This is a genomic window from Hoeflea sp. 108 (assembly GCF_000372965.1).
Classification (GTDB): Bacteria; Pseudomonadota; Alphaproteobacteria; order Rhizobiales; family Rhizobiaceae; genus Aminobacter.
The window spans coordinates 235,393-261,917 of the sequence record NZ_KB890024.1; the positions used below are offsets into that span (position 1 = coordinate 235,393).

27 protein-coding genes are annotated in these 26,525 nt (G+C 63.1%); 16 read left to right on the forward strand and 11 right to left on the reverse strand.

The annotated features are described in order from the left end of the window. Positions 1-7: 7 nt before the first annotated feature. Positions 8-844: an ABC transporter permease gene (locus B015_RS0101130; RefSeq protein WP_018425806.1), complete on the reverse strand. Its 837-nt coding sequence runs from the start codon at positions 842-844 to the stop codon at positions 8-10. A 4-nt stretch (positions 845-848) separates the two neighbouring features. Further along, positions 849-1,862, reverse strand: coding sequence for an ABC transporter permease (locus B015_RS0101135; protein ID WP_085941079.1), 1,014 nt, complete (start codon positions 1,860-1,862; stop codon positions 849-851). A gap of 178 nt (positions 1,863-2,040) precedes the next feature. On the opposite strand from B015_RS0101135, the gene B015_RS30195 reads away from it, so the two are divergent. Both B015_RS30195 and B015_RS0101145 read left to right on the forward strand, forming a co-directional pair. After that, positions 2,041-2,895, forward strand: coding sequence for an IclR family transcriptional regulator (locus B015_RS30195; protein ID WP_051091880.1), 855 nt, complete (start codon positions 2,041-2,043; stop codon positions 2,893-2,895). Positions 2,896-2,917: 22 nt separating this feature from the next. Then, positions 2,918-4,225, forward strand: a complete 1,308-nt coding sequence (locus B015_RS0101145) for an acetoin dehydrogenase dihydrolipoyllysine-residue acetyltransferase subunit (RefSeq protein ID WP_018425809.1) — start codon at positions 2,918-2,920, stop codon at positions 4,223-4,225. A gap of 3 nt (positions 4,226-4,228) precedes the next feature. Here B015_RS0101145 and B015_RS0101150 read toward each other — a convergent pair whose 3' ends face one another. Genes B015_RS0101150 through B015_RS0101160 form a run of 3 tightly spaced genes read right to left on the reverse strand, consistent with a single transcriptional unit; the run spans position 4,229 to position 7,289 of the window. Continuing rightward, the gene (locus B015_RS0101150) at positions 4,229-4,867 is read right to left on the reverse strand and encodes a class II aldolase/adducin family protein (protein ID WP_018425810.1); all 639 of its coding nucleotides are present in this window, start codon (positions 4,865-4,867) and stop codon (positions 4,229-4,231) included. Positions 4,868-4,884: 17 nt separating this feature from the next. Beyond that, entirely contained in the window at positions 4,885-6,141 is a 1,257-nt protein-coding gene (locus B015_RS0101155) for a four-carbon acid sugar kinase family protein (protein WP_018425811.1), read from the reverse strand. 8 nt (positions 6,142-6,149) lie between these two features. Continuing rightward, entirely contained in the window at positions 6,150-7,289 is a 1,140-nt protein-coding gene (locus tag B015_RS0101160; protein ID WP_018425812.1) for an acyl-CoA dehydrogenase family protein, read from the reverse strand. Between the two features lie 158 nt (positions 7,290-7,447). Here B015_RS0101160 and B015_RS0101165 point away from each other — a divergent pair, with 158 nt between their 5' ends. The 8 genes from B015_RS0101165 to B015_RS0101200 all read left to right on the forward strand — a co-directional run bounded on the left by B015_RS0101165 (position 7,448) and on the right by B015_RS0101200 (position 17,520). Then, positions 7,448-9,622 (forward strand): alpha-ketoacid dehydrogenase subunit alpha/beta, encoded by a 2,175-nt coding sequence (locus B015_RS0101165; protein WP_018425813.1) that lies wholly within the window; start codon positions 7,448-7,450, stop codon positions 9,620-9,622. Positions 9,623-9,712: 90 nt separating this feature from the next. Further along, a complete protein-coding gene (locus B015_RS0101170; protein ID WP_018425814.1) occupies positions 9,713-11,260 on the forward strand; it encodes an ABC transporter substrate-binding protein in 1,548 nt (515 codons plus the stop codon). 53 nt (positions 11,261-11,313) lie between these two features. Next, positions 11,314-12,558, forward strand: coding sequence for an aminotransferase class III-fold pyridoxal phosphate-dependent enzyme (locus B015_RS0101175; RefSeq protein WP_040456421.1), 1,245 nt, complete (start codon positions 11,314-11,316; stop codon positions 12,556-12,558). Positions 12,559-12,624: 66 nt separating this feature from the next. Next, positions 12,625-13,608: an aminotransferase class IV gene (locus B015_RS0101180; protein ID WP_157632663.1), complete on the forward strand. Its 984-nt coding sequence runs from the start codon at positions 12,625-12,627 to the stop codon at positions 13,606-13,608. Between the two features lie 46 nt (positions 13,609-13,654). Then, positions 13,655-14,461, forward strand: a complete 807-nt coding sequence (locus B015_RS0101185; RefSeq protein ID WP_018425817.1) for a ThuA domain-containing protein — start codon at positions 13,655-13,657, stop codon at positions 14,459-14,461. Between the two features lie 11 nt (positions 14,462-14,472). Next, positions 14,473-15,120 (forward strand): glutathione S-transferase family protein, encoded by a 648-nt coding sequence (locus B015_RS0101190; RefSeq protein WP_018425818.1) that lies wholly within the window; start codon positions 14,473-14,475, stop codon positions 15,118-15,120. Positions 15,121-15,172: 52 nt separating this feature from the next. Continuing rightward, positions 15,173-16,618 (forward strand): dihydrolipoyl dehydrogenase, encoded by a 1,446-nt coding sequence (lpdA, locus tag B015_RS0101195; RefSeq protein WP_018425819.1) that lies wholly within the window; start codon positions 15,173-15,175, stop codon positions 16,616-16,618. Between the two features lie 23 nt (positions 16,619-16,641). Continuing rightward, positions 16,642-17,520 (forward strand): DMT family transporter, encoded by an 879-nt coding sequence (locus B015_RS0101200; RefSeq protein WP_018425820.1) that lies wholly within the window; start codon positions 16,642-16,644, stop codon positions 17,518-17,520. A 161-nt stretch (positions 17,521-17,681) separates the two neighbouring features. Here B015_RS0101200 and B015_RS0101205 read toward each other — a convergent pair whose 3' ends face one another. Continuing rightward, positions 17,682-18,581, reverse strand: coding sequence for an AraC family transcriptional regulator (locus tag B015_RS0101205; protein WP_026226760.1), 900 nt, complete (start codon positions 18,579-18,581; stop codon positions 17,682-17,684). 96 nt (positions 18,582-18,677) lie between these two features. Here B015_RS0101205 and B015_RS0101210 point away from each other — a divergent pair, with 96 nt between their 5' ends. After that, positions 18,678-19,421, forward strand: a complete 744-nt coding sequence (locus B015_RS0101210) for an SDR family oxidoreductase (protein ID WP_018425822.1) — start codon at positions 18,678-18,680, stop codon at positions 19,419-19,421. Between the two features lie 25 nt (positions 19,422-19,446). On the opposite strand, the gene B015_RS30200 is transcribed toward B015_RS0101210, so the two are convergent. Together B015_RS30200 and B015_RS0101220 are read right to left on the reverse strand one after the other, a co-directional pair. Then, positions 19,447-19,935, reverse strand: coding sequence for a GNAT family N-acetyltransferase (locus tag B015_RS30200; RefSeq protein ID WP_018425823.1), 489 nt, complete (start codon positions 19,933-19,935; stop codon positions 19,447-19,449). Between the two features lie 41 nt (positions 19,936-19,976). Continuing rightward, complete coding sequence (locus B015_RS0101220) at positions 19,977-20,993, reverse strand: bile acid:sodium symporter family protein (protein WP_018425824.1); 1,017 nt, start codon at positions 20,991-20,993, stop codon at positions 19,977-19,979. A 118-nt stretch (positions 20,994-21,111) separates the two neighbouring features. Here B015_RS0101220 and B015_RS0101225 point away from each other — a divergent pair, with 118 nt between their 5' ends. Beyond that, positions 21,112-22,008 (forward strand): LysR substrate-binding domain-containing protein, encoded by an 897-nt coding sequence (locus tag B015_RS0101225; RefSeq protein ID WP_018425825.1) that lies wholly within the window; start codon positions 21,112-21,114, stop codon positions 22,006-22,008. 68 nt (positions 22,009-22,076) lie between these two features. Next, positions 22,077-23,324, forward strand: coding sequence for a flavin-dependent oxidoreductase (locus B015_RS0101230; protein WP_018425826.1), 1,248 nt, complete (start codon positions 22,077-22,079; stop codon positions 23,322-23,324). 11 nt (positions 23,325-23,335) lie between these two features. Here the strand turns inward: B015_RS0101230 and B015_RS0101235 are convergent, their stop codons facing one another. Together B015_RS0101235 and B015_RS33185 are read right to left on the reverse strand one after the other, a co-directional pair. Further along, entirely contained in the window at positions 23,336-23,524 is a 189-nt protein-coding gene (locus B015_RS0101235) for a hypothetical protein (protein ID WP_018425827.1), read from the reverse strand. After that, the gene (locus tag B015_RS33185; protein WP_157632664.1) at positions 23,508-23,699 is read right to left on the reverse strand and encodes a hypothetical protein; all 192 of its coding nucleotides are present in this window, start codon (positions 23,697-23,699) and stop codon (positions 23,508-23,510) included. The genes B015_RS0101235 and B015_RS33185 overlap by 17 nt, the downstream gene beginning before the upstream one ends. 641 nt (positions 23,700-24,340) lie before the next feature. Between B015_RS33185 and B015_RS0101245 the strand changes: the two genes are divergently transcribed. From B015_RS0101245 to B015_RS0101255, 3 genes are all read left to right on the forward strand, one after another. Then, a complete protein-coding gene (locus B015_RS0101245; RefSeq protein ID WP_018425829.1) occupies positions 24,341-24,550 on the forward strand; it encodes a cold-shock protein in 210 nt (69 codons plus the stop codon). Between the two features lie 119 nt (positions 24,551-24,669). Continuing rightward, entirely contained in the window at positions 24,670-24,894 is a 225-nt protein-coding gene (locus tag B015_RS0101250) for a hypothetical protein (protein ID WP_018425830.1), read from the forward strand. Positions 24,895-25,126: 232 nt separating this feature from the next. Beyond that, positions 25,127-25,765 carry a class I SAM-dependent methyltransferase gene (locus tag B015_RS0101255; protein WP_026226763.1) on the forward strand — a complete coding sequence of 213 codons (639 nt, stop codon included), beginning with the start codon at positions 25,127-25,129 and terminating at the stop codon, positions 25,763-25,765. A 109-nt stretch (positions 25,766-25,874) separates the two neighbouring features. On the opposite strand, the gene maiA is transcribed toward B015_RS0101255, so the two are convergent. Further along, positions 25,875-26,516 carry a maleylacetoacetate isomerase gene (gene maiA / locus B015_RS0101260; RefSeq protein WP_018425832.1) on the reverse strand — a complete coding sequence of 214 codons (642 nt, stop codon included), beginning with the start codon at positions 26,514-26,516 and terminating at the stop codon, positions 25,875-25,877. Positions 26,517-26,525: the final 9 nt, after the last annotated feature.

Consider the following 26,525-nt stretch of genomic DNA (forward strand, 5'->3'; position numbering starts at 1 on the left):
TCGGGCCTCATTTGGACTTCGGGTCGAAATAGTCGTGCAGACCGTCACCAATGAAGTTGAAGCCGAGCACGATCGTCAGGATGGCAAGGCCCGGTCCGAACGCGACCCACCAGGAATAGAACTGGGACGCGCCATCGGAGATCATCGACCCCCATTCGGGAGTGGGTGGCGTGGCACCAAGACCGATGAAACTCAGCGACGCGGCAAGCAGGATGACCTGGCCGAGATCCATCGTTGCGCTGATAAGCACAGGCGTCCAGCACAGCGGCAGGATATGCTTGAGCAGCACACGCGGCTTGCTTGCGCCGGCGGCGATGGCGGCCTCGACATGCTCGCGCTCCCGGACTTCCAGGACCTGGGCGCGCATGAGGCGGGCATAGACCGGCCACCACACGATGATCATGGCGACCGTGGCATTCTCGAGGCCGGGCCCGAGCGATGCCGCAACCGCCATGGCAAGCAGCATCGGCGGGAATGACAAGGTGACGTCGACCAGCCGCATGATTGCCGATCCGAACACGCCGCCGACAAATCCGGAAATAGCGCCAAGGGCCGCGCCGATCCCTACCGAAAGGGTGACAACGACCACGGCGATGGGCAGCGAATGCCGCGCGCCATGAAGTGTGCGGCTGAGCACATCGCGCCCCAGTGCGTCGGTTCCCAGCCAGTGTTCCCAGCTCGGCGCCTGCAGCCGACGACCCACCATGTCGAGCGGATTGTACGAGGTCATAAGCGGCGCGAGAAAGGTCACTGCCAGCCAGAAGAGGACAATTGCGAAACCGATCGCCAGTGGAAGTGAAATCCAGTGGGCCCGTCTCAGCGAGGAGAGTGTCAATGCGGTCATGGTCTTATCCCAGACGGACGCGTGGGTTGGCGATGACGTAGGCGACGTCGGTGATGAGGTTGGTCACCAGGAAGACGACGCCGCCGACGATGGTCACGCCGATGATGGCAGGGAAGTCGAGGCCCCTCGCTGCATCCACCGCGTAGGATCCCATGCCCGGCCAAGAGAAGATGGTCTCGGTCAGCACCGCGCCGGTCAGCAGGTAGGCGAAGGAGTAGCCGATGACGGTGAGGGTGGGCACGAGCGTGTTGCGGAGCGCGTGGCGGATGACGACGCGCAGTTCGCCAGCCCCTTTGGAGCGGGCGGTGAGGATGAATTCGCGATCTAGGACTTCGAGCATATTGGCGCGCACGAGGCGCGAGATAGTGCCCGCCACAGCCCAGCCAAGCACGAATGCCGGCAGGATCAGGTGCCACAGGGCATCGGCGAAGAGCTTGACGTTTCCGGCCAGCAACGTGTCGATGGTCATGAAGCCGGTGACCCGGGGCGGCAGTGCGGCGCGCGGATCAAGCCGGCCGGGACCCGGCAGGATGCCCCACTTGACGGAGAATACGTAGAGAAGCGCCAACCCGAGCCAGAACACGGGTATCGAGGATCCGAAGAGCGCGAAGAAGCGCGCCAGATGATCGATAGGCGTGTTTCGGTAGTAGGCGGCCAGCATGCCGAGCGATATGCCGATCGTCGAGCCCACGATCATGGCGGCGATCACCAGTTCCATCGTGGCGGGAAGCCGGAACATGACGTCCTGTGCGACCGGACGGCGGGTGATGAACGACGTGCCCATATCGCCGGTGACGAGGTTCTGGACATAGATCAGGTATCGTTCCGGCAAGCTCCGATCGAGGCCCCAGCGAGCCTTGGCGGCGGCGACGGCCTCCGGGTCATTCATCTGCCTGTCAGAGACGATGGCAGCCAGCGGATCGCCCTTGGTCACGGTCGTCAGCAGAAAGGCAAGCGTGATGATGCCCAGCACCAAGAACGGCATAGTGATGAGGCGGCGCAGTATGTAACGTATCAAGGAACTGATCCTTTTGCCGGGATTCCCCGTGCGCCGGTCGGATGCGGGCGACGGGTATGACGACAATATTGACAACAGCCGGAGCGCGCGTCAACATAAATGAAATTAAATTCCAATAGTGGCCGAACGAGCGGTCGAGATTCTCTGGTATGGCGGCGGCACTGGGGAGAGGTCGAAAATGCGTAAGCGGACAAAACCGGTCGACGGGGCAGATGTTGCCGAAGGTAGCAACCCCGCGGCATCGTTGACGCGCGGGCTTGAGATCCTGCGTGCCTTCACGGCCGACGACGGCACTCTCGGAAACCAGGACCTGCTCGAACGGACGGGACTGCCTAAGGCGACAGTCTCGCGCCTGACGGCCACGCTCGTGAACCTTGGTTATCTCAACTATGACGATACGCTCGGCCGCTACAGCATTGGTCCGGCGACCATATCGCTCGGTTATTCTGCCTTGAGCTCCAATCCGGTGATCCATCTGGCCAGGCCGCTTATGCAGGAACTGGCCGACAAAACCGGTGCGGCCGTGGCGCTAGGCACGCGCGACGGGCTGGAGATGGTTTACCTGGCCAATTGCAGGTCGATGTCGCCGGTGACGCTGCGGCTGAACATCGGCTCCAGGGTTCCGATCTGCCGGACAGCCATGGGCCTGGCATATCTGGCCGAGATGCATCCGGACATTCGCGCCTCCGTGGTGGAGCAGCTGCTGAAGGCCGAAAAGGACAAGGACGCGCTGGTGGCGCTCATCGACAAGTCGCTCGAGGACTACCGGCGGGACGGCTTCGTCAGCGTTTTCGGCACGTGGCACAGCTACATCAATGCCGTCGGCGTCGCTTTCCGGCCAACGGACGGGTCGCCATTGGTCGCACTGACATGCGGCGGCATCGTCGACCTTCTGCCGAAGGACCTGTCCCGCAACACGGTTGGCCCCGAGCTGGTGCGCCTGACACAACGCCTGCGCGCCAGCCTGGCCGGACAACCGGACCTTTTGCCCTTCCCAGTCTCTACTCCCGCCTGGAACACCTCGGCGGAATAGGCTTCGCTCCAAAGGATCTGTCATGCCAGTCAATGTCATCTTCCCCAAGGTTAGCCTCGAAATGGCAAGCGGCAGCATTTCACGCTGGCACGTCAAGGAAGGTGACACGGTTGCCGCAGGACAGGTTCTCTTCGAGATCGACAACGACAAGGCCGCCGTGGAGGTGGAATCTCCGGGCGCAGGGATCATCCGCAACCTTTTGGCAGGCGACACCGAGGTCGACGTAGGCGCCGAAGTCGCACGCATCTTCGCGTTGGACGAGGTCGGCGCCGATATGCCTGCGGCTCCGGCCAGGACACTGGAACCGGAGGCCGCCGGGCCGGCCGCCGCCGCACAGCATGCCGCGGCGCCGGCCCGTTCCACGTCGCGTCGTGGTCCCAACCCGACACCGCTCGCTCGCCGCCTTGCGCAGGAGCATGGCATTCACCTCGAGGGGCTGAAGGGCACGGGGCCGCATGGGCGGGTACAGAAGAAGGATGTTCTGGCCGGACTTGCAGGTGTCGCGACGGCAGCGCCAGCGGCTTCCGGCGATGCGGATACGCGGCCTTCACTTCCTGGGCGTGGAGGTGGCCAGCTTCTCAATGCGGTTTGGCTGCGTCAGGGCGCAGGGCTGCCGGTTGTGATGTTGCACGGCTTCAGCGGCGACCTGAACAACTGGCGTGGCATCTTTGCGGGCGGGCGCAGCGAGTTCCCGGCTCTTGCACTCGACTTGCCCGCCCATGGGCAGTCTCCGCGCAGCGTTCCGGATGATCTGGATGAAATGGCCGAGTTGGTCGAGGCGACGCTTGCCGCCGAAAAGATCGGACCGATGGTTCTTGCAGGCCATTCTTTTGGCGCAGCGCTTGCGGCACGCGTCGCTCGGCGGGCCCAGGTCGATATACGCGGCCTTTGCCTTTTCGCTCCCGCCGGTCTCGGGCCGGAGATCAATGCCCCGTTCACCGAAGGCATCCTGAGAGCGCGCAGCACCGAAAGCCTGCGGCCGTGGCTGGAAACGTTGGTTCACGACCCGGCGACGATTTCAGACGCCTTCGTGCGTTCGGTCGTTCAGCAGCGCAAGGATGGGGGTCTGACGACGGCCATGACGGGTTTTGCCAACCGCTTCTTCCCCGATGGGACGCAGAGCTTCTCGGTAGCATCTGACATCGCCAAGCTGTCGCAGATCGTCCGTATCGTCTTCGGGCGCCAGGACCGCGTGCTGCCCTTTGGATCGACACGCGGATTGCCCGACAACGTGGCCCTGCACGCCTTCGATCGCTGCGGGCACATGCCCCATCTGGAAAAGCCGGAGCTGGCGCTGCGTATCCTCAGCGAAGTCTGGCGCAGCGCCTGAGGCCTATTGCTGGCCGTAGGTGCCGTAGCGGCTGTGCACCTCGGTCAGCTCTTCCTCTGACAGCAGCACCGGTTCGCCTGCCGAGCAGGCAAGAAGGTACTGGCGCGCCAGCATCTCGAGCTTTTCAGCCCGCGCGAGCGCCGAAGCAAGATCGCGACCCGTCGTCACGATGCCGTGGTTCGACATGAGACAGGCGGCGTAGGTCGTGCCCATGGCTGCGACGACTGTCTCGGCAAGCGCCGGTGTGCCGAAGCAGGCATAAGGCGCGCATGGGATGACGTTTCCGCCGAAGCCCGCGATCATGTAGTGAAAGGGCGGCATGGGCCGCCTGAGTGCTGCCAGGGCCACGCAATTGTCGGGATGGGCATGAACGACGGCGCCGGCCGGCGTCGTCTGATAAAGCCGGGAATGGATCGCCCATTCGGAAGAGGGTTTCCAGCGGCCCTCCCAGTTTCCCTCGAGGTCCATTTCCACGATCTGCTCCGGGCCGAGCTCCCGGGGCGGGATGCCGGTGGGGGTGATCAGCATTCCCTCGCCATGGCGGAGGCTCAGATTGCCGGCCGTGCCGCTGTTGAGCTCCAACTCGACGGTTTTCAACGTGGCTTCGACCAGCGCGACACGCGGATCAGATGGAGCCTGCATTTGTTTGCTTCCTTCGACTAGGCTTTCATGAGCTCCAGGGCTCTCGGGAGAATGTCTTCACCGCCAAGCTTGCCTGGTTTCAGATAGAGCGAGATCGGTCGCGGGCCTTCCGCCACGCAGAAGCCCGTGCCGATTGGCCCTTCGGGAAATGCGCGGACGGAACCGATGCCCAGGGCCGAGACGACCGCGCCTGAGGTTTCACCGCCGGCGACGATGAAGCGGTTGACGCCCCGGTCGTGCAGCCCTTGCGAGATTGCGCCAAGCAGGTGTTCGGCCCGCCGCGCCGCGCCGAGCGCGCCAAGCGCCCGCTGAGCGCGTTCCACGCCTTCCGTATCCGTCGCCGTTGAGATGGCGAAAGGCTTGGCGCCGACGAGAGGTGTTGCCCAATCCAGCGCGGCTGCGATCGTTGCCTGTTGCCCGCGCGGATCGAGAAGGTCCACGGTCAGGACCGGATGGGCCTCGCCAAACACATCCAGCTGCCGGAGGATAACCGGGCCGACAGTGCCGGCTATCACTGCCGCCGGGCCTTCGGCGTGGCGCGGCGCTGGCACGGGTCTCGCACGTGCGGGCGCTGCGAGCCGGCAGGCATAGGCGATGATCAGCGGATCGCTTGCCACCACCACACTAGGCCGAGAGCACGCCAGTTCGGCAGCGGCGTCGACGTCGCCATCGTCTGTCATGTCGAAAAACACGTGGCCAACGCTGTCCGCCGCAAAGGCATTGACTGCCTCTCTCACAACATCGGCGCCCTTGAGCAGGGTGGCGTGGTTGACGAGTGCGACCGGATGTTGCGTCTGCAGCGACAGGAACCGCACGAGATCCGCGTCAGGCATCGGAGTCAGCGGATCGAAACGCTTGATCGATTCCGACACGAGGCGGCCACGATAAAAGAGATAGCCCTGATGCACCGTCGTGCCGTAGCGGGGAAAGCCCGCGCTCATCAGAACGGGGCGCAACCCTAGCCGGTCCGCGAGGTAGTCAGCGGCCGGTCCGATGTTGCCGTCTTCGGTCGAATCGAACGATGCGCAGGCCTTATAGGCGAGCCGTGCATAGCCGGCTTCGACGAAGGCGTCGGCCATGCGGGCCAGATCGGACAAGGCGTCCGGGCGTGGGATGGTACGGGTCCGCGTGCCGGCGACGATCACTGGCGCATCGGACGTGACGGCGGCCGCATCGAAGACGACGGGACAATAGATCCCAGCACCTTCGATGTAGCCCGCCACCATGAGCGCACCCGTAAAGTCGTCCGCGACAATGCCGAGAAACCGGCTCATGGGGTGCCTCAGGCGTTCATCATTTCGCGCGCAATGATGATCTGCTGGATCTGCGAGGTGCCTTCGTAGAGCCTGAACAGGCGCACATCGCGATAGAAGTGCTCCACCGGATATTCCTGCATGTATCCGGCGCCGCCATGAATCTGCACAGCGCGATCGGCAACGCGTCCAACCATTTCGGAGCAGAACAGCTTGGCGCTGGCGGCCTGCTGGATGATACGCTCGCCGGTATCGAATCGGCGAGCGGCCTCCAGCACCATCGAGTGGGCTGCGAAGGTTTCCGTTGCGCTGTCGGCAAGCATTGCCTGAATGAGCTGATGCTCGGCGATCGGTTTGCCGAATTGCACGCGGTTTCGGGCGAAGGAGACGGATTCGTCGCAGAGTCGTTGCGCCGCACCGGTGCAGACCGCGGCGATGTGCAGCCGACCGCGATTGAGAACCTTCATCGCCGTCTTGAAACCCTGGCCTTCAACACCACCGATGACGGCGTCGGCCGGTACGCGGCAATTCTCGAAAATGACATCGCAGGTGCGCGTGCCGCGCTGTCCCATCTTCTTGTCGATGGCTCCGAGGCTGATTCCCGTCGAATTACTTGGCACAAGGAACGCCGAGACCCCGCTGGGTCCCGATCCACCTGTTCGTGCCATGACGGTGAACACGTCGGCGACGGGAGCATTGGTGATGAAGCGCTTAGTGCCGTTCAGGACGTAGTGGTCACCATCGCGGACGGCCAATGTCCTGACCGACCCGGCATCCGAACCGACGTCAGGCTCTGTCAATGCGAAGGAACCGATGACCTCGCCGGTCGCCATGCGCGGTAGCCAGTATGCTTTCTGGGCCTCCGTGCCGTCGACGATGATGCCTTGCGAGCCAATGCCGTTGTTCGTGCCGATCACCGATCGGAAGGCTGGCGAGGTGTAGCCGAGCTCGAACGCCACGGTCACCTCCTCCTCCATCGTCAGGCCGAGCCCGCCGAACTCTTCCGGTATGGACAGGCCGAACAGGCCGAGTTCGCGCATCTCGTCGATGAGTTCGGCAGGAATAGCGTTTTCTTCTTCGACCCGCGCTTCTGCCGGCACCAATCGCTCGCGCACGAAACGCTGCACAGTGTGCGTCAGCGCTTCCAACAGGCTGGCGTCCCTGATCATCGAACTATCCCTTATCGAACCCGAAAATTTTTGTTGCGTCCAAAGGCTGGCACAGCTTAGTGTGCCGTTCAACAGAAATCGGAATTTATTTCCAGAAACAAGATGGGCAGTGCAAATCTTGGCACTGCCCCTCCGACAAAGGCTGCACCGGAGGAACTATGGCCCGCCAGATACCCCTGACCCCGTCGGCCGCCTGGTTCCATCTGGAACTCGACGAGGCCGACTGGAAGGACGAGAAGGCACAGGATCTGATCCACTGGTATGGCCAGATGCTGCTGATCCGACGCTTCGAGGAGAAGCTGCTAGATCTGGAGAAGGCTGGCCTGATCCATGGTCCGGCGCATGCCAGCATCGGCCAGGAAGCGGGTGCGGTCGGTGCCATGTCGGTGCTTGGTGCCGGTGACAAGATCAACGGCACGCATCGCGCGCACCACCAGGTGCTGATGAAGCTGGTCAACACCGAAGTCCCGGAAGGCTTCGATATCCGCAAGGATGAGTTCACGCCGGGAATGGACGAAGCGGTCTATCGCTTCATGGCGGAAATCATGGGGCTGGCGCCCGGCTATTGCGGTGGACGCGGCGGTTCCATGCACATGCGCTTCGCCGATGCCGGCGTTGTCGGCACGTCGGCCATCGTCGGCGGCAACCCGCCCCACGCGGTCGGCTATGCGCTGGCCGACAAGATGCTGGAGCGCGACCAGGTTTCGGTCGCATTCTTCGGCGACGGCGCCACGCAGAATGGCGCAAGCTACGAGGCAATGAACATCGCGGCGGCCCAGAGCCTCCCCGTTATCTTCTTCATCGAGAACAATCTCTACGGCGTTTCGACCCGCATTTCCGACGTGACGCGGGAGACACGCTTGTCTTCGCGCGGTGCGATGCTGGGCATAACCTCCATCGAATGCGACGGCATGGATGTGGTGGCCGTTCACCGCGCCATGGCCGAGGCGCGCAGGCTGATCCGCGAGGAGCGAGGCCCTGTTGTCGTAGAGGCGCTGTGCTACCGGCATTTCCACCAGTCCGGCGGTCGTAGCGGCAGCGATTTCGGCTACCGAACCAAGGAGGAAGAGGCCGAATGGCGCGAGCGGGACCCTGTCACGCTCGCCAAGGAGAGACTGACGTCGCTCGGCTATCTTACTGCAGAAGAGCTCACCCATATCGATCAGGTGGTGACGGACCGCGTCGCCGCTGCAGCAGCGCGCTTGACCGAACCGGTGCCCGGTGGAAATGCGCTGCGCATACCCGATGGCCTGTGGCCGGATGCCGGCAGCCGGGACCGGGGAATCCTGGGAGACCTGTCCGAACTCGGGGGCAAGCGGATGCTGGACCACGACCAGCTCAACGGTCACCAGCTGGAAAAGGTGAAGTTCGTAACCGCGGCTTCCGAGACGATCGCGGCTGCGATGGAACGCGACCCGACCATCATCGTCATGGGCGAGGACGTCCATCAGATGCGCGGCGGTGTCAGCGGTTTCACCAAGGGCGCGCTGGAGCGCTGGCCGGGGCGGGTGCTGCCGATGCCGATCGCCGAGAACGGCTTCACCGGCGTGGCGCTGGGCGCTGCACTCAACGGGCTCCGGCCGATCGTCGAGATCATGTTCGGCGATTTCTGCTTCACCGCTGCCGACCAGATCGCTCACGGCGTCGGCAAGGTGCGCCACATGTTCGGCGATGGCTTTCCAGTTCCGCTGGTGATGCGCATACGTGTTTCCCCGCACACCGGCTACGGATCGCAGCATTCGGGCGACCCGTCGGCATTGTTCGGCCTGTTCCCGGGTTGGCGCATCGTCACGCCGTCGACCGCTTTCGACTACATCGGGCTGATGAACTCGGCTCTCGCCTGCAACGATCCGGTCGCCATCATCGAGCATACCGAGCTTTACCAGCGCGAGTTCGAGGTTCCGCAGGGCGACCGCGACTACTGCATCCCCTTTGGCTCTGCCCGGATTGTGAAACCTGGTGCCGCCTGCACCGTGCTTGCGACCTCGGTGATGGTCCAGAATGCGGCGAAGGCGGCACAGGAAGCCGGCGTCGATGCCGAGATCATCGATCTGCGCAACATCGACCATCACGGCATGGACTGGGATCTGATCGGCTCGTCGATCGACAAGACCGGCCGCGTGATCATCGCCGAGCAGACGGCACGCAGCCTTTCAATGGGCGCCACCTGGGCGGCAGAGATTCAGGAACGCTTCTTCGACAGTCTCGATCACGAAGTCCTGCGCGTCGCGGGCGGGCTTGCTGCCCCGACCGTATCGGCGGTCCTCAACCGTGCTGCGCTCGGGTCGGTTGGCGATGTCAGGGAAGCTCTTCTGAGAATTGCGGAAAAATAGTGGAACACGGGCATCCGCGGCCCGACAACAATGGAGGTACAAGCAGTGAAACGACTAGGCCTGAGAAGATCCAAGATTGCCCTGCTGTCGATGGCGCTTGCCGCGACCGTATTGTACGGCCCGGCGCAGGCGGAAGAGCGTGCTCTGGTGATCGCGCGCGATATGGACGTCAATTCGCTCGATCCGGCACGCGCCTGGTGCGACACCTGCCAGATCTACAACACGTCGGTCTATGAGCAGCTCGTGACGCTCGACAAGGACAACAAGGTTGTTCCGGTCCTGGCCAAGAGCTGGGAAGTCAACAAGGAACAGACACAGCTTACCTTCAAGTTGGATCCGGCTGCAAAATTCTCCGACGGCTCGCCTGTCGAAGCCAAGGACGTGAAATGGTCGTTCGAGCGGCTGAAGAACATCAAGGGCAACGGCGCTTTCCTGGCTGACCCGATCGCTTCGATCGATACCCCGGACGCACAGACCGTTGTCGTCCATCTGTCGGCACCCAACTCAGAGTTTCTCAACCAGGCGGCCGCAGGCTTCCTGGCGGTGATCAACAGCGACGTCGCCTCGGCCGAAGGCGCGCTTTCCGACGTTACGGCGGTCGACAAGGACACTTCGGAAAACTGGTTCCTGACCCATTCCGCCGGTAGCGGCCCGTTCGTGCTGGCGTCCTATGAGCCGAACGCCGAACTCAGGCTCAAGCGCAACGAGAACTACTGGCGCAAGGCGCCAGCGGTGCCGGAAGTCGTGTTCCGCCAGGTCAAGGACGCAGTGGCGCAGGCGCAGATGCTGCAGTCGGGTGCCGCAGACATCGCCATGCAGATCGACCCCGAGACCGCAAAGACCTTGGAAGGCTCTAACGTCACCGTCGAGCAGGTGCCTTCATACAACTACGTCTACATCGCCCTGTCGCCGGGCGCCAAGGCGAACACCGTCAAGTTGACGCCGGAAGTGCGCGAGGCGATCTCTATCGCCATCGACCGCACCTCGTTGATCGACTTTACGCTCGGCGGCGCGGGCCGGCCGATTGCAACCCCCATCCCGCTCGGTTTCCCCGGCGGCGACGGTCACGAGATTCCGGCATACAATCCCGACCGCGCCAAGGAACTGCTTGCCAAGGCAGGGGCAGCCGACGGCTTCACCATCAAGTCGATCTATCCCGACATGAACGTCTATGGCGTCGACTTCTCGCTGATGATGCAGAAGATCCAGCAGGATCTGGCCAAGGTCGGCATCAAGGTCGAGCTCTCGCCGGTGCCGTTCGCGAACTGGCGTGAGGCCGCCAATGGCGACCACATTCCGCTGACCGCGGTGTTCTTCGCCCCTGACTTCTACGGCAGCTCGCAATATGTCGACGTCTTCGGGCTGTCCGAGGGCTCTGTCTGGGCCAAGCGCGCTGGCGCCGCCACTGATCCGACACTCGTCAACAACGAAACCGGCAAGCTGCTCAAGCAGGCTCTTGCAGCCTCGACAGTCGCGGATGCCGACAAGCTGTGGTTCGAAGCCGGCCAGCAGATGGCCAAGGACCGGATCATCATCCCGATGGTCAGCCCGAACCTGATCCTGGCACATGGTCCGAACGTCAAGGGCATGCGCTACAGTGCCTGCTGCAACCTGCCGCTGGCCGAAATCTCGAACTGATCGGTACTGGAAGGGAGGCTCGCAAGCCTCCCTTCCTTTCCATGGAGGACATCATGAACATCAGCCTGCCGAACAGCCGCGACGCCGAACTTCTGGCGCGCGCCCAGCGGGTCGTGCCGAACGGCATGTGGGGTCATATGGCGACCCGCGCCATCGGGCCGGGCTATCCCCAATTCTTCGCCAGGTCCGAAGGGTGCCGGGTCTGGGACGTCGATGGAAACGAATACATCGACTTCATGTGCGCCTGGGGCCCCAACGTCCTCGGCTACCATCATGCCGAAGTAGACGCTGCGGCGATGGCGCAGCTCAAGAACGCTGACATCAGCAACGGTCCGACCGAGGTCATGGTCGAACTCGCCGAGCTGCTGGTGGACACCGTCGACCATGCCGACTGGGCGATGTTCCAGAAGAATGGCACCGACGCCACCACGGCCTGTGTGACGATCGCGCGCGCCGCGACCGGCAAGCGCAAGATCCTGGTCGCGCGCGGCGCATATCATGGCGCGGTGCCGTGGTGCTCGCCCTCGCTGGTTGGCGTGACCGCGGAAGACCGGGCGCATCTGGTCATCTTCGATTTCAACGACATGGCGAGCCTCGACGCGGCGGTGGCCACTGCAGGCGACGACCTTGCCGGCATCATGCTCACGGCCTTCCGGCATGACGTCAACCGCGATCAGGAACTGCCCGATCCAGGCTTTCTCAAACATGCACGCGCGATCTGCGACAGGACGGGCGCTGCATTGATCATTGACGACGTACGGGCGGGATTCCGTCTGGATGTGCGCGGAAGCTGGGCGCAATACGGGGTCAGGGCGGACCTTGGCTCCTACTCGAAGGCGATCGCAAACGGCTGGCCGCTTGCCGCCGTGGCCGGCAGCGAGCGCATGCGCGAAGGCGCATCGAAAGTCTTCGTCACCGGGTCCTTCTGGTATGGCGCGGCAGCCATGGCTGCGAGCCTGAAGACAGTGCAAATCCTTCGCGACACCGATGCATTGGTGCACACCGCGGCGATGGGCCAGCGTTTCCGCGAAGGCCTCGATGGGGTGGCCAGGCGGCACGGCTTCAGCCTGCGCCAGACCGGGCCGGCGCAGATGCCGATGGTTCTGTTTGACGGCGACAAGGATTTGCAGATCGCCAATGCCTTCTGCGCGGCCGCCCTCCGCCACGGCGTCTATCTGCACCCGAAGCACAACATGTTCCTGTGCGCGGCTCACCAACCGGCCGACATTGACCGAGCGATCGAGGGCGCAGATGCAGCCATGAAGCAAGTCGTGGAACTCGGACTTCAGCCCGAGTGAAAAGCCACAAGCCGCGCCGGAGCATTCTGCGGCGCGGCTCACGTCAAGCAGCACACCGAAACCAGCGTGACCGAGGCTTCGCCCATGTCCTACACCGACCATATCTTCGTCGACTACAAGAAGCGCGTTAACGCGCTCGAGGCGAGCAACAACCCCTTCGCCCAAGGCATTGCCTATGTCGAAGGAGAGTATGTGCCCCTGAAAGAAGCGCGCATTCCGATCCTCGACCAGGGCTTCCTGCACTCGGACCTGACCTATGACGTGCCGGCCGTCTGGGATGGGCGTTTCTTCCGCCTGGACGACCACCTCGACCGCTTCGAGCGCAGCTGCGAGCGCCTGCGGCTGAAGAGCCCGCTGTCGCGCCAGGAAATCCGCGACCGCCTGGTCGAGATGACCGCGAAAAGCGGCATCCGCGATGCCTATGTGATGCTGATCGTGACCCGTGGCCTGCGCTTCATTCGCCAGTATGCGCCGGAGGAATGCGAGAATTTCTGCTACCTGATGGTCATGCCCTACATGTGGGTCATGAACGAGGAAACGCAGAAGACAGGTGGCAGTGCCGTCATCGCCCGCACCGTTCGCCGCGTGCCGCCAGGTGCCATCGACCCGACGGTGAAGAACCTGCAGTGGGGCGATTTCACGCGTGGCCTGCTGGAAGCGCGCGACCGCGGCGCGATGTACCCGATCCTGACCGACGGTGACGCGAACCTGACCGAGGGCTCGGGATTCAACATCATCCTGATCAAGGACGGCAAGCTCTATACGCCCAAGAAAGGCGTGCTTGAGGGCGTCACGCGAAAGTCCGTGCTCGCTGTCGCCGACAAGCTTGGCTACCCCTATGCGGTCGACGACGTGCCGGTGGAGCTGGCCTATGAATGCGATGAACTCCTCTTTGTAACGACGGCCGGCGGCGTCATGCCAATCACCACCCTCGACGGCCAGCCGGTGGGCGATGGCAAGGTGGGGCCGATCAGCCAGGCGCTGTGGAAGGGCTACTGGGACGCCCATCGTGATCCCGAGGTCAGTTTCGCGATCGAGTACCGCGACTGACATCAAGTCCGGGAGCTCTACCCCGGATCTTTGCAGGGAGGAACTCATGGGATTTCTGGATTACAAGGTGAGGCCGCGCATTCTGGTGGTCGGCAATGGCCACACCTACGACCGCACCGGCCTTATGGCCATGTTCGAAAGCTTCGAGGGGACGGAGGCGTTCCTGGTCGAGCATCCGCTGGCGGAGCGCGTGCTCAATCCGCAAAGCCTGAGCGATGTCGACGCGGTGGTGCTCTACGACATGCCTGGTGGCAATCCGTGGGCTGGCCCGGGCTACGAGGTCCAGCCGTCCGCTGAATTCAAACGTGGCTTCCACGCATTGCTGGAAGCTGGAATGCCCATCGTGGCCCTGCATCACGCTATCGCGGCGTGGACGTCCTGGCCCGACTATGCCGAGGCATTGGGCGGCATTCTGCTCCACTTCCCCGGCTCCGTGCGTGGCGAGCCGGTCATGGACGGCGGCACCCGGTTCGATGTCCCCATGACGATCAGCGCGGAGGATCCTGCCCATCCTCTGTTCGCGGGTTTGCCTGCATCCTTCACCCTCGATGACGAGGCCTACCTCATGGAGGTGTTCGAAGACAGCGTCGATCCCGTTGCACGCTCGGACGTCGAATTCAGCTGCCGCCATCTCTATTCGCTGAAGCTGGCAATGACTGGCGAGCGACGGTCGAACCGTGGCTGGGAGCGGCCGCCTGGCAGCAACGTCGTCGCCTGGACCAAGCGCAGCATCAACAGCGCCGTGGCCTACATCCAGCCAGGCCATTTCTCGAGGACGTTTGAAAATCCGAACTATCGGCTGTTGGTGCGCAACGCGATCGAGTGGTCGATGGCGCAGAGCTGGCGCAAGTGAGCACACCTGGAATGAAGCTCTATATTTCGGTCGGCCCAAATCCGCGTGTCGTGCGCATGTTCGCGGCCGAAAAGGGGATTTCGTTTCTGGAGCAATGGGTCGACCTCGTTGCCGGCGAAAACCGCAAACCACCATTCATGTCGATCAATCCGGCCGGCCAGCTGCCGGTTCTCGAGACGTCGACTGGCCAGGTCATCGCCGAAACGATGGCCATCTGCGAATTCCTGGAGGAGACGTCGGCGGGACCGAAGCTTCTGGGCGAGAGCGCAGAGGAACGCGCCCGGGTGCGGATGTGGGCGAGGCGGGTCGATCTCGCTTTTTGCGAACCGGTGACCGCCGCCTTCCGTTATGGCCCCGGGCTCGGCGTGTTCAAGGATCGCGTCCATTGCATTCCCCATGCCGCGGCCGATATGGCGGAAATCGTGCGCGAGAATACTGCCTGGATCGATGCCCAGCTCGGCGATCGGACTTACCTTGCCGGCGACCGCTTCAGCCTTGCAGACATCGTGCTCTACTGTTTTGCCGATTTTGCCGCTCGCCGCGCGGCCTTGCCGTTCGACCCGGCGCTGGCACGCCTTGCCGGCTGGTTCGCGCGCGTCGACGAACGTCCCTCGGCCCAACAGACTGCGGCAGTCGCTTACGGCGCCAGGCCGGATTGAGCGGTATCCGTCCCTTGAGGCCAGCCATTTCGCAATTCGGAGGGACCAGGCTTTGACCACCTCATACGACGTCATCATCATCGGCTCTGGCCCGGGCGGCTATATCGCTGCGATCCGCGCGGCCCAGCTCGGCCTCAAGACGGCGGTTGTCGAACGCGAGCACCTTGCCGGCATCTGCTCCAACTGGGGCTGCATCCCGACCAAGGCGCTGCTGCGTTCGGCCGAAGTGCTGCACCTTGCCGAGCACGCCAAGAACTACGGCCTCAAGCTCGAAGGCTCGATCTCGCCCGACCTCAAGGCCATCGTCGAGCGTTCGCGCGGCATCGCCCAGCGCATGAATGGCGGCGTCGGCTTCTTGATGAAGAAGAACAAGGTCGACGTCATCTGGGGCGAAGCCAAGCTCACCAAGCCCGGCCAGATCGTCGTCTCCAAGTCGTCGAAGAAGCCGATGGAACCGCAGGCGCCGCTGCCCAAGAACACGCTGGGCGAGGGCACCTACTCGGCCAAGCACATCATCGTCGCCACCGGCGCCCGTCCGCGCGCGCTGCCCGGCATCGAGCCCGACGGCAAGCTGATCTGGACCTATTTCGAGGCGATGGTGCCGCCGGAAATGCCCAAGTCGCTGCTTGTCATGGGTTCGGGCGCCATCGGCATCGAGTTCGCATCGTTCTACCGCACCATGGGCGTCGACGTGACCGTGGTCGAGGTCATGCCTGCCGTCATGCCGGTCGAGGATGCCGAGATCTCAGCCTTCGCCAAGAAGCAGTTCGAAAAGCAGGGCATGAAGATCCATCTCGAGGCCAAGGTCACCAATGTCGAGAAGGGCGCCAATTCGGTCACCGCCCATGTCGAGATGAAGGACGGCAAGATCGAGAAGATCACCGCCGACCGCATGATCTCGGCCGTCGGTGTCCAGGGCAATATCGAAAACATCGGCCTCGAAGCGCTCGGCGTGAAGACCGACCGCGGCTGCATCGTCATCGACGGCTACGGCAAGACCAACGTTCCCGGCATCTACGCCATCGGCGACGTTGCCGGCCCGCCGATGCTGGCCCACAAGGCCGAGCACGAGGCGGTCATCTGCGTCGAGAAGATCGCCGGCCTGCCCAATGTGCACCCGATGGACAAGCTCAAGATCCCGGGCTGCACCTACTGCAATCCGCAGGTCGCCTCCGTCGGCCTGACCGAAGCCAGGGCCAAGGCCGAAGGCAAGGACATCCGCGTCGGCCGCTTCCCCTTCGTCGCCAACGGCAAGGCGATCGCGCTCGGCGAGGACCAGGGCATGGTCAAGACGATCTTCGACAAGAAGACCGGCCAGCTGCTCGGCGCGCACCTCGTCGGCGCTGAAGTCACCGAGCTGATCCAGGGTTTTGTCGTGGCGATGAACCTGGAGACGACCGAAGAAGAGCTGATGCACACCATCTTCCCGCATCCGACGATCTCGGAAACGATGAAGGAAAGCGTGCTCGACGCCTACGGGCGTGCGCTGAATGCATAATCGAACTCAGGAGTTTTCAGTTTATGAGAACTGAAGTGTCGCTTGGTCCGCCACTGGTGGCCGGACTGGGCGTAACATTCTTCGCTTTGCTCGACGCGGCGATGAAAGTCATCCTGCAAAGTTACCCACTGATGCAGGCCACCACCATGCGGTATGGCACTGGTGCTGCGTTCGCGACGATTATTTACCTCGTCTATTCGGCCCAGGTGCCCAGTCTGGCTGCCCTTGGACGCAATGCTGTCAGAGCCTTGATCGTCGTTGGTACGGCGCTGTGCTTTTTCGTTGCCATAAGGCGGCTGCCCCTGGCGGAGGCGGTGGCACTTACCTTTCTTTCACCGTTGTTCATGGCGCTGCTCGGACGCCTGATCCTGAGGGAAACGGCATCCAGGCTCGTCCTGTGCGCCGCTCTTGTCGGCTTCTGCGGTGTTGTCATCATCGCGCTCGGCCAGCAGCGTGGCGATGCCGGAGGGTTGGATTTGATCGGGATCGCCGCCGCCTTGGCCAACGCCATCCTCTATGCGTTCTCGATGATATTGATGCGGCGGCAGACCGCGCACGACTCGATCTTTACGATCGTCTTTCTTTCGAATTGCATCGCATTCTTCGTTGTTGCGCCAACCGGAATCTGGACCTGGCAGCCTGTTGCCGCAACGCACTGGCTCTTGGCCGCGATAGTCGGTCTTGTCGGTACTTGTGGTCACTTCTGCCTCGCATGGGCGTATGCCCGCGGGCAAGCTGCGCAACTTGGCGTGATGGAGTACTCCGCCTTCGTCTGGGCCATCATCCTCGGCTACTATTTCTTCGGCGAGACCCCCTCGGGATGGACGCTGGCCGGTGCAACGTTGATCATCGGCTCGTGCTTGATTGCCACTCTGAACAAAGCCGGTGGCCGAAAAATATGAATGCCGCTATTGGGTCGCTCGCCAAGCCGCGGTTCGGCGCTTCCTTGAGACAGCTGTTCCTGTCATCGGTGACTTTGTCCGCGAAGGCTTAGCTACCCTCGGCATGGCATGTCGTCTCTGAAGCCGCCTGGCGTTCTGCCAGAACCGCCGCCTGCTGTCGATTATGTTGTGCTTCGCGCATACCGTCCCGGGGATTGCCCGACATGTCGGCTGAAGGCGGTGCTGAAAGTGCTGGCGGAGCCGTAGCCGATGCGTTCGGCCACGGTGGCGATGTCGGTTCGCTTGTCGCGCAGCATTTCCTTGGCGAGGGCCATGCGCCAGGCCAGCAGGTATTCCATCGGCGGCATGCCGACATGGCGGGTGAAGCGGTCGAAGAAGGTCGAGCGCGACAGCGCAGCGGCCTTGGCCAGCTGTGCCATGGTCCAGGGCCATGCCGGTTCGGCGTGCATCTGGCGGATCGCCGCGGCCAGCCGCCCGTCGCCCAGGCCGCGCAGCAGGCCGGCCGGCGCGTCCTGCGTCTGGGTCAGGCGCAACGCCTCCACCAGCAAGATCTCGACCAGCCGGCCGAGCACCAGATCGCGGCCGGCGCGCTGTTCCTGTGCCTCGTCGACCAGCATCCGCACCAGCACCGACAGCCGCTCGACGCCGCGCACATGCACCTGCGTCGGCAGCAGCGACACCAGCAGGCCGGAATCATCATTCTCGAAAGTGAAGTAGCCGCCCAGCAGGCGCACGCTCGGCGGCCCGTCCTGGGTGCCGTGCCGCACTTCGCCTTCTGCTGATGCCGCGACACGCGGGTCGATGAGTTGTGGAACCACGGGCTCGAAGCCCGACATGGTGAAGCCGGGCGTCGTCGGCAAAAGGACGAAGTCGCCGGCCTCCAGCTGGAGCGCTGGCTGGCCGTCGACAGCCAGCCGGCACGATCCCTCGATCACGGCGCAAAAGCCCGGATGGCCAAAGCTGGAATAACGCACGCCCCAGCGGCCGGCGCCGCTGATGCCCTTGGTGAACACGGCGCGGGGCCTGAGCAGTCTTATGACTTCTGAGAGTGGATCAGACATGATCCGGACGATAGCAAACAAAATGCGGACCATCAATTGTAGATAGTCCGGAATTGCGGGCCTAGCATGAGGACATCAACCAACAAGGAGACAGCAATGAACACCGTCCTCATCACCGGCTGCTCGTCGGGTTACGGCCTCGAAACGGCGCGCCACTTCCTCGCCAAGGGCTGGAACGTCGTCGCCACAATGCGCACGCCGCGTGCCAATATCCTGCCTGCTTCCGATCGCCTGCACCTCGTCGCGCTCGACGTGACCAGCGCTGAAAGCATTGCAACGGCGCTCGAGGCTGCCGGCCCGATCGATGTGCTGGTCAACAATGCCGGCATCGGCGTCGTCGGCGCTTTCGAGGCGACGCCGATGTCCCACATCCGCAAGGTGTTCGACACCAACACCTTTGGCGTCATGGCCATGACCCAGGCCGTCATCCCGCAGTTCCGCGCCCGCCGATCAGGCGTGATCGTCAACGTGACGTCGAGCGTGACGCTGGCTCCGATGCCGCTCGCGGCCGCGTATACTGCCAGCAAGCAGGCCATCCTTGGCTTCACCGGATCGCTGGCCCACGAACTCGCCCATTTTGGCATTCGCACCAAGCTGGTCGAACCGGGATATGCGCCGACGACCGCCTTCGCCGCCAACACCGAGGTCAGCGTCGAGGACCTGATCCCAGCCGCTTATGCCGAATTCGCTGCGCCGATCTTCGCTGAGTTTGCCAAGCCGGCGCTGGTGACGAGGGAGAGCGACGTGGCCGACGCCGTCTGGCGCGCCGCCACCGACCTGACCGGGCAGCTGCGCTTCCCGGCAGGGGCAGATGCGGTCGCCCTGGCAAACGCGGCCTGAGTGCTGTGCCGCCGGCCACCATCGGCTATCCGGTTGATGGCGTCTCCTCGGGGGCGCCGTCGGCAAGGTCTCGCCGAAAGCTGTACATGCCGTCCTCCCCTTCAGGTTCGGCAACGCATTGCCAGTCTTGGGCGGTGAAGAAGCGATGGGCGGCAGGGTTGTCGCTCATCACATAGGCGAGCCAGCGCGGGCGCGAGCGGAACTCGTCGCAGCCGGTCACAGCCGCGATCGCCCGCCTTCCGATGCCGTGCCGGCGCAGCGCCGGATTGACGGCGAGGTCGGTGACCACCCACACATCCTTGTCCGGATCGGGTGCGACGCCGATGACGGCCGACAGGCGACCGTCCTCGAGATAGCTGAACTGGCGGCCGTCCTGGTCGGTCAGGACGAAGTCCAGCCACTCGTGGTCCATCGGCCCGAGCTGGTCGTTGAGCTCGGGGTCCGCATACCACGACAGGTATTCGGCGAAATCCGTCGCTGCAAAGAGCCTGAGTTCGCTGTGCTTTTGCGTCATGCCGGTGAGTTGGGAAACCCGCTGCGACCATTCAAGGAGGGTCAGGCGGGCTCGACCTGGTCGGCTCCCATCTTCTCTGCCGTCGACGCTCTTTCCGCGGCGCTCCGCTCGGCATATCGCCTGGCCATCCAGGCGCAGACCATCAGCTGCAGCTGGTGGTAGAGCATCAGCGGCAGGACGATGGCGCCGATTTCCTGGCCGGCGAAGATGACGTTGGCCATCGGCACGCCAGAGGCCAGGCTCTTGTGCGAGCCGCAGAAGGCGACGGTGATCTCGTCTGCTTTGGAGAAGCCGAGCAGGCGGGAGGCGAATATGGTGATCCCCAGAACCGTCGACAGAAGGAACGCCGCGATCAGCGCCAGCACCAGCAGCGACTGGGCCGGCAGCTGGTGCCAGAGGCCGGCGACCATCGCCTTGGAGAAGGCGAGATAGATCACCATCAGGATTGAGCCGCGGTCGACTGCCGTCGTCAGCCATTTGTGCCTGCCGAGCCAGCCGGCGAGCCAGGGCTGGACGAGCTGGCCGAGTACGAACGGCGCCAAAAGCTGCAGCATGATGCCTTCGATCGCCGACAGCGACACACCACCTCCCGACGTCTTGGCAAACAGCAGCCCGACCAAGAGCGGCGTCAGGAACATGCCGATGATGTTTGAGGCAGAGGCAGAGCAAACGGCAGCTGGCACGTTGCCGCCGGCAAGCGCTGTAAAGGCGATGGACGACTGCACCGTCGACGGCAGAACGCACAGGAACAGCACGCCGGCATAAAGTGCCGCCGGCAGCACGCTCGGCACCAGTAGCCCAAGCAAGAGCCCGAGGATCGGGAACAGCACGAAGGTCGAGGAGAAAACCACGAGGTGCAACCGCCAATGGGTCATGCCGGCAATCACGGTTGCGCGCGACAGCCGCGCCCCGTGCAGGAAGAACAGCAGCGCAATGGCGAGATTGGTCACGGTGCCGAAATGGACGGCGAAGCTACCCTGCGCCGGTAGAATCGAAGCCAGCGCCACACAGGCGATCATGAGCACGATGAAGGTATCTGGACGAAAGCGTGCGAACAAGCGCGTGATCCCTTGGCAGCGAATGAAATTTGTATACAGTATGCCAAATGAGGGTGCTATTGGGAATGGCGCATACAGGAATGATGCTCATTTCGTTTCGTGAACACAGAGAGGGATCATGTTCGATCCGGTGCTCCTCCAGACATTCGTAGCCGTTGCCGGTTCGCGCAGTTTCACCGGTGCTGCGGTGCATCTGCGCCTCGGCCAGTCGACGGTCAGCCAGCACATCAGGCGCCTCGAGGTCAGCACCGGGCGCCGGCTGCTGGTGCGCGATACCCATTCGGTGATGCTGACGCCCGACGGCGAGGCGATGCTCGGTTTTGCCCGCTCGATCCTCGACGCCAACGAGCGCGCCCGCAGCTATCTGCAGGGCGCCCGGCTCAGCGGCCGCATCCGCTTCGGCGCGTCGGAGGACTTTGTCACCACCCGGCTCGCCGACGTGCTGCACAAGTTCACCGAGCGGCACCCTTCCGTCGAGCTGGAGCTGACGGTGGCGCTGTCGAGCACGCTGTTCGACCTGCTTGACGAGGGCTCGCTCGACCTCGTCATCGCCAAGCGCCGGGTCGGGCTCAGCCAGCAACGCGAGGCGCGCAGCGGCGTTGCCGTCCGCACCGAGCGGCTGGTCTGGGCGGCGCGCGATCCCTCCGTGGTCGAGCCCGGAAAACCCCTGCCGCTCATCCTGTTCTCGCGCCCCGGCATCACCCGCATCGCCGCCATGGAGGCGCTCGACCGCAAGGGCATTCCCTGGCGCATCGTCTGCACCAGCGGCAGCCTGAGCGGCCTGCAGGCGGCGGCCCGCGCGGGCCTCGGCGTCATGGTCCAGCCACGCAGCATGGTCTCGGCGGGGCTGATGGTGCTGCCGACGACACCACAGCTGCCGCAGCTCGAAGAGGTCGAGTTCATCCTCACCAGTGCGGCCAGCGAGCCCGCGGGCGTGGTGGCAGCGCTCGCCAAGGAGATCCTCGACCGCAACGCCCGCCAGGAATTCGAACTGCCGTTCCGCGAGGCGGTCTAGGCAAGCCGGGCAGAAGAGAATCGCCAGCTAAATACTCAGTATACTGTTTAAAATGTTTGGAGAGCCGCATGGACGTCGTCATCATTGGAGCAGGCATTGGCGGGCTGACGCTGGCCTTGATGCTGCAACGGGCCGGCATTTCTTTCCGCGTCTATGAAAGCGCCCAGGAGATCAGGCCGATCGGCGTCGGCATCTCCATCCTGCCGCATGCCAGCCGCGAACTGACCGAACTCGGCCTGCAGGACGCACTGGCCGAAGTTGCGGTTACCGCGCGCGAATCCTGCTTCTTCAACCGCTTCGGCCAGCTCGTCTACAAGGAGCCGGTGGGCACTTTTGCCGGCTACGATTATCCGCAGTTCCAGATACACAGGGGCGACCTGCAGCAGATACTCTATAACGCCCTCGTCGCGCGCGCCGGACCTGGTTGCGTCGTCACCGGCTGGAAATGTGTTGCCGTCGAGCAAAACAACACCGAGGCCGCCGCGCGCTTTGTCGACAGCCGCACCGGTGAGGATCGCCCGGCACAGCATGGCGCGGCCATCGTCGGCTGCGACGGCATCCACTCGCTGGTACGCCGCAAACTGGTGCCTGATGACGGCGCGCCGATCTATTCGGGCGTCAACATGTGGCGCGGCACGACATGGTGGAAACCTTATCTTACGGGCGCGTCCTATGTTCGCGCTGGTTGGCTGACTCACGGCAAGATGGTCATCTACCCGATCCGCAACAAGCTCGATGCCGAGGGCCGCCAGCTTATCAACTGGGTCGCCGAAATCGAGACATCAGACTATCACCAGCAGGACTGGAACCGCCGTGGCCGGCTCGACGATTTCATCCATGCCTTCGCCGACTGGAACTTCGATTTCCTAGACGTGCCCGGCCTCATCCGCGGCGCTGATGCGATCCTCGAATACCCGATGGTCGACAAGAACCCGCTGACGCGCTGGAGTTTTGGCCGCATCACCCTGCTCGGCGACGCGGCGCACCCCATGTATCCGCGCGGCTCCAACGGCGCCGGACAGGCGATCCTCGACGCCCGCGCTTTGGCCGACAGCTTTGCGGCGGGTGGCGACATATCGGGCGTGCTCAAGGCCTATGAGGACAAGCGGCTGGAGGCAACCGCAGCGGTCGTGCGCACCAATCGCACCACCCCGCCCGACGTCATCCTCAAGGAGGTCTATGAGCGCACCGGCGACCGGCCCTTTGTGCGGCTTGAAGATGTCATCAGCCAGGAGGAGCTGGCAACGCTGTCCAACAGCTACAAGAAGGTCGCCGGCTACGACAAGGCGACGGTGGCCGAGCGGCGGCGGGCGTGAAGACGGGCTGCTCAGACCAGATAGCCGACTATTCTGGTCCTGCCGTCGTGCAGCTCGATCGGAAACTTGCCGATCGGGTCGAGCACATCGGTCAGGTCGGCGTCGAATTCCATCCATTCGATGGACCGAAGTTCGACCGGCCCGTATTCGATGGTGTCGATGTAAGGCCAAGGGCAGCGCAGTTCAGGCGGAAAGCGCATCTGCCGCGCCAGCGGCATCAATGAATTCAACCGTCATGCCATGCACATCTTCGCGCGCAGCGCGCACGATAGCGACCAGTTTCCGCCACTTGGTGTCGGACATAAAAGCACGCGAAAAACCGGCTCTTGCGAGAGCACCAACAGCGGCTGGGTCGAGGATTTCTGGTCGTTTCATGGCTGCAGCATGACTTCGGGAATGAATAGCTGCAAAGGACCAGCTCGCTCGAATAGGTCAAGCTCATCGAAGCGGATGCGCCCGACTGCCGCCATCTTCTCCCGGTTCGGCGGGAGCTTGAGGCGGCCGTCTGGATCGTGACGGCAAAGCGTCCGATCGAATGGCGGAGGCCTGAGGGACGTTCATCTTAGGCAGTTGGAGCAAGTCGGGCCGGTGTAGTCTGATTTTCGTTGCGGATATGCAGATAAGAAAAAAGCGGGCAATGCCCGCTTCCCTCTGGCTCCTGAGACTTGCGCGCCGCCGGTACATTCGTGGTCGACGTGCCATCAATCAGGGCAAATACGACGGTTCGCGGCAAAATCCAGCATCGTATCTCGATGAGCATCTCGCTCCGGCGAACCAGCCGATGAGCGTTATATGGCGCTTGCGAGGCGAAATGGCAAGTCCTCTTTTCCGCCATGGTTCAGCGGCCTTGATATCTACTCATTCGTGGATTATCTATTTTGGATCGATCTTGCTGTCGAACTTTGTTCCGCGCGCTGATGCGCCTCTACGATCTTCCCCCTCAAAATCGAGTTTGAACGGTCGCCTCGCATATTGCTTGGTGATTACTTTGTTGTATCGATTGAAAGGTTATCGTCATGGCAACTGGAACCGTGAAGTTCTTTAACTCCACCAAGGGGTTCGGCTTCATTCAGCCCGACACCGGCGAACAGGATGTGTTCGTTCACATCTCGGCCGTTGAGCGTGCGGGTCTGCGCACGATCGTTGAAGGCCAGAAGCTCAGCTTCGACGTCGTTCGCGACAACAGGACCGGCAAGAACGCAGCAGAGAACATCCAGGCTGCATAAGGATCTGTCTCCGGCTATTGACCACGGATGTACTGGCAGTAGCCGTCGAGGCAATCTGGAGAAGGTCGCGAGCTCCCGGCCTCTTTCATTTTTTCGGGCCCATGCGGAAGGAGAATGCAATGGCGGATCCCGTCAGTAAAGACAACCTTTTTGCGCCTGCCCCGAACAAGGCAGAAGCCAAGAGCGATGCAACCACACGGTTTGCAAAGCAGATCATCGACACCGAGGCCAAGGCGCGACAGGCCAAAACCGAGCGTCTACGCGCCGCGCGCATGGCCATGGTCCCGGCCCCGGAGGCGGAAACTGCGGTCAAGACCCGCAAGAAGGCCAAGCCTCGGATATAGTCGCGCTCTTTCCGCCAACGGCCACAAGTCGCTTTGAGGCAGCAGAGCAGGATTAAGACAGCGGAATAGTCGATCGCCTCTTCTGCGAGAAGTTGCTTATCGCAATGTTGCCGTAAGACTTCAGGTCTATCGGAAAGCGCTGTTGCACATCGGTTTTGACTGGATCGCGTGCCTCGGCGGCATCGAAATTCTTGCTGCCTGGCTTCGCGACCCTGGTGAGGGAGCATGCTGGATGAGCATTTCGAGCGACGCCCGCTTCTGGGACCGGACCTCGAGGAAATATGCCAGGTCTGCGGTTGCCGATCAGGACGGCTACCAGCGCACCCTGGATCGAACCCGCGCCCTGCTGGGCGCCACCGATCGGGTTCTGGAACTGGGATGCGGTACCGGAACAACGGCGATGCTGCTCGCTGCTGATGTGAAGCGTTACCTCGCCACCGACTTTTCGCCTGGCATGATCGACATCGCCGAGGAAAAGCATCGTAAGAACCCTGTATCGGGCCTCAAGTTCCTTACCGCCGCCGCCGACTCGTCCGATCTGGAGGCGGGCCAGTTCGACGCGGTCCTCGGCTTCAACTATCTCCATCTGGTTCGCGATCTCTCCGGCACTTTGCTGCGCATCCATGCGCTGCTGTCGACCGATGGCCTGTTCATTTCCAAGACGCCCCGCCTTGGCGACATGAACCCGCTGATCCGGCTGGCGCTGTTGCCCGCCATGCGTGCCACCGGGCTTGCGCCGCACGCCGGCGCCTTCAGCACCGCTGCACTTGTTCAGCACATTTCGCAGGCCGGCTTCGACGTTCTCGCCACCGAAATCCACTCGACGAGGGGCAACGACTTCAGGCCCTTCATCGTCGCGCTCAAGCGGTAGCGGCGCCTAGAAGCATTTCTGCTTTTCTTCGAATCGCGGAAACCCTCTGTCTCTTTGTTTTTGCGCAATTCCGGACGGAAAACCGCTGCGTGCTTTTCCTGGAATTGCTCTAGAACGCGTCTCCCTGCAGGCTCGGGTGGGCTACCGCGAAGGCCGGCAGGGCTGCGGCAGAACCTGAGATCTCCACCGACAGCGGGAATGCGGAAAGATCGCAGTCGAAACGCCGGGCATTGGCCACCTGCGGCACCAGGCAGATGTCGGCGATGGTGATGGTATCGCCCAGGCAGTATCGGCCATGGCGGCCGGCCGACCTGAGCGTCGCCTCGAACGAGCGGAAGCCTTCCTCGATCCAGTGCCGGTACCACTCGTTGGTGTCGTCGTCGGAGAGCGTCCAGCGCGATTTCAGGTATTTCAGCACCCTGACATTGTTGAGCGGGTGGATGTCGCAGCCGATGACCTGGGCGAGGCCGCGGACGTAGGCGCGCCCGACCGGGTCGGCGGGCAGAAGCGGCGGCTCGGGATGGGTCTCGTCGAGATATTCGAGCACGGCGAGGCTTTGCGCGAAAACTTGGCCGTCCTCGACCAGCGCCGGCACCAGGCCTTGCGGGTTGAGCGCCATGTAGTCGGGAGTGCGGTGGTCCATCCTCGGCAGGCTGACGAAGCGGGGCTCGTAGTCGAGTCCCTTGAGCGCCAGCGCGATGCGCAGCCGGTATGAGGTCGACGACCTGAAGAAGGTATGGAGCGAGCGCATCGCCGCGGC

Excerpts from the sequence above, each read along its gene's own strand:
- B015_RS0101170 (WP_018425814.1), top strand. The coding sequence starts at position 9,713 with ATGGCGCTTGCCGCGACCGTATTGTACGGCCCGGCGCAGGCGGAAGAG.
- B015_RS0101145 (WP_018425809.1), top strand. The coding sequence starts at position 2,918 with ATGCCAGTCAATGTCATCTTCCCCAAGGTTAGCCTCGAAATGGCAAGC.
- B015_RS0101235 (WP_018425827.1), bottom strand. The coding sequence starts at position 23,524 with ATGCGCTTTCCGCCTGAACTGCGCTGCCCTTGGCCTTACATCGACACC.
- B015_RS0101190 (WP_018425818.1), top strand. The coding sequence starts at position 14,473 with ATGAAGCTCTATATTTCGGTCGGCCCAAATCCGCGTGTCGTGCGCATG.
- B015_RS0101130 (WP_018425806.1), bottom strand. The coding sequence starts at position 844 with ATGACCGCATTGACACTCTCCTCGCTGAGACGGGCCCACTGGATTTCA.
- B015_RS0101150 (WP_018425810.1), bottom strand. The coding sequence starts at position 4,867 with ATGCAGGCTCCATCTGATCCGCGTGTCGCGCTGGTCGAAGCCACGTTG.
- B015_RS33185 (WP_157632664.1), bottom strand. The coding sequence starts at position 23,699 with ATGAAACGACCAGAAATCCTCGACCCAGCCGCTGTTGGTGCTCTCGCA.
- B015_RS0101185 (WP_018425817.1), top strand. The coding sequence starts at position 13,655 with ATGGGATTTCTGGATTACAAGGTGAGGCCGCGCATTCTGGTGGTCGGC.
- B015_RS0101205 (WP_026226760.1), bottom strand. The coding sequence starts at position 18,581 with ATGTCTGATCCACTCTCAGAAGTCATAAGACTGCTCAGGCCCCGCGCC.
- B015_RS0101255 (WP_026226763.1), top strand. The coding sequence starts at position 25,127 with ATGAGCATTTCGAGCGACGCCCGCTTCTGGGACCGGACCTCGAGGAAA.
- B015_RS0101225 (WP_018425825.1), top strand. The coding sequence starts at position 21,112 with ATGTTCGATCCGGTGCTCCTCCAGACATTCGTAGCCGTTGCCGGTTCG.
- B015_RS0101155 (WP_018425811.1), bottom strand. The coding sequence starts at position 6,141 with ATGAGCCGGTTTCTCGGCATTGTCGCGGACGACTTTACGGGTGCGCTC.
- B015_RS0101245 (WP_018425829.1), top strand. The coding sequence starts at position 24,341 with ATGGCAACTGGAACCGTGAAGTTCTTTAACTCCACCAAGGGGTTCGGC.
- B015_RS0101160 (WP_018425812.1), bottom strand. The coding sequence starts at position 7,289 with ATGATCAGGGACGCCAGCCTGTTGGAAGCGCTGACGCACACTGTGCAG.
- B015_RS0101250 (WP_018425830.1), top strand. The coding sequence starts at position 24,670 with ATGGCGGATCCCGTCAGTAAAGACAACCTTTTTGCGCCTGCCCCGAAC.
- B015_RS30200 (WP_018425823.1), bottom strand. The coding sequence starts at position 19,935 with ATGACGCAAAAGCACAGCGAACTCAGGCTCTTTGCAGCGACGGATTTC.
- B015_RS0101175 (WP_040456421.1), top strand. The coding sequence starts at position 11,314 with ATGAACATCAGCCTGCCGAACAGCCGCGACGCCGAACTTCTGGCGCGC.
- B015_RS0101210 (WP_018425822.1), top strand. The coding sequence starts at position 18,678 with ATGAACACCGTCCTCATCACCGGCTGCTCGTCGGGTTACGGCCTCGAA.
- B015_RS0101200 (WP_018425820.1), top strand. The coding sequence starts at position 16,642 with ATGAGAACTGAAGTGTCGCTTGGTCCGCCACTGGTGGCCGGACTGGGC.
- B015_RS0101230 (WP_018425826.1), top strand. The coding sequence starts at position 22,077 with ATGGACGTCGTCATCATTGGAGCAGGCATTGGCGGGCTGACGCTGGCC.
- B015_RS30195 (WP_051091880.1), top strand. The coding sequence starts at position 2,041 with ATGCGTAAGCGGACAAAACCGGTCGACGGGGCAGATGTTGCCGAAGGT.
- B015_RS0101165 (WP_018425813.1), top strand. The coding sequence starts at position 7,448 with ATGGCCCGCCAGATACCCCTGACCCCGTCGGCCGCCTGGTTCCATCTG.
- maiA (WP_018425832.1), bottom strand. The coding sequence starts at position 26,516 with ATGCGCTCGCTCCATACCTTCTTCAGGTCGTCGACCTCATACCGGCTG.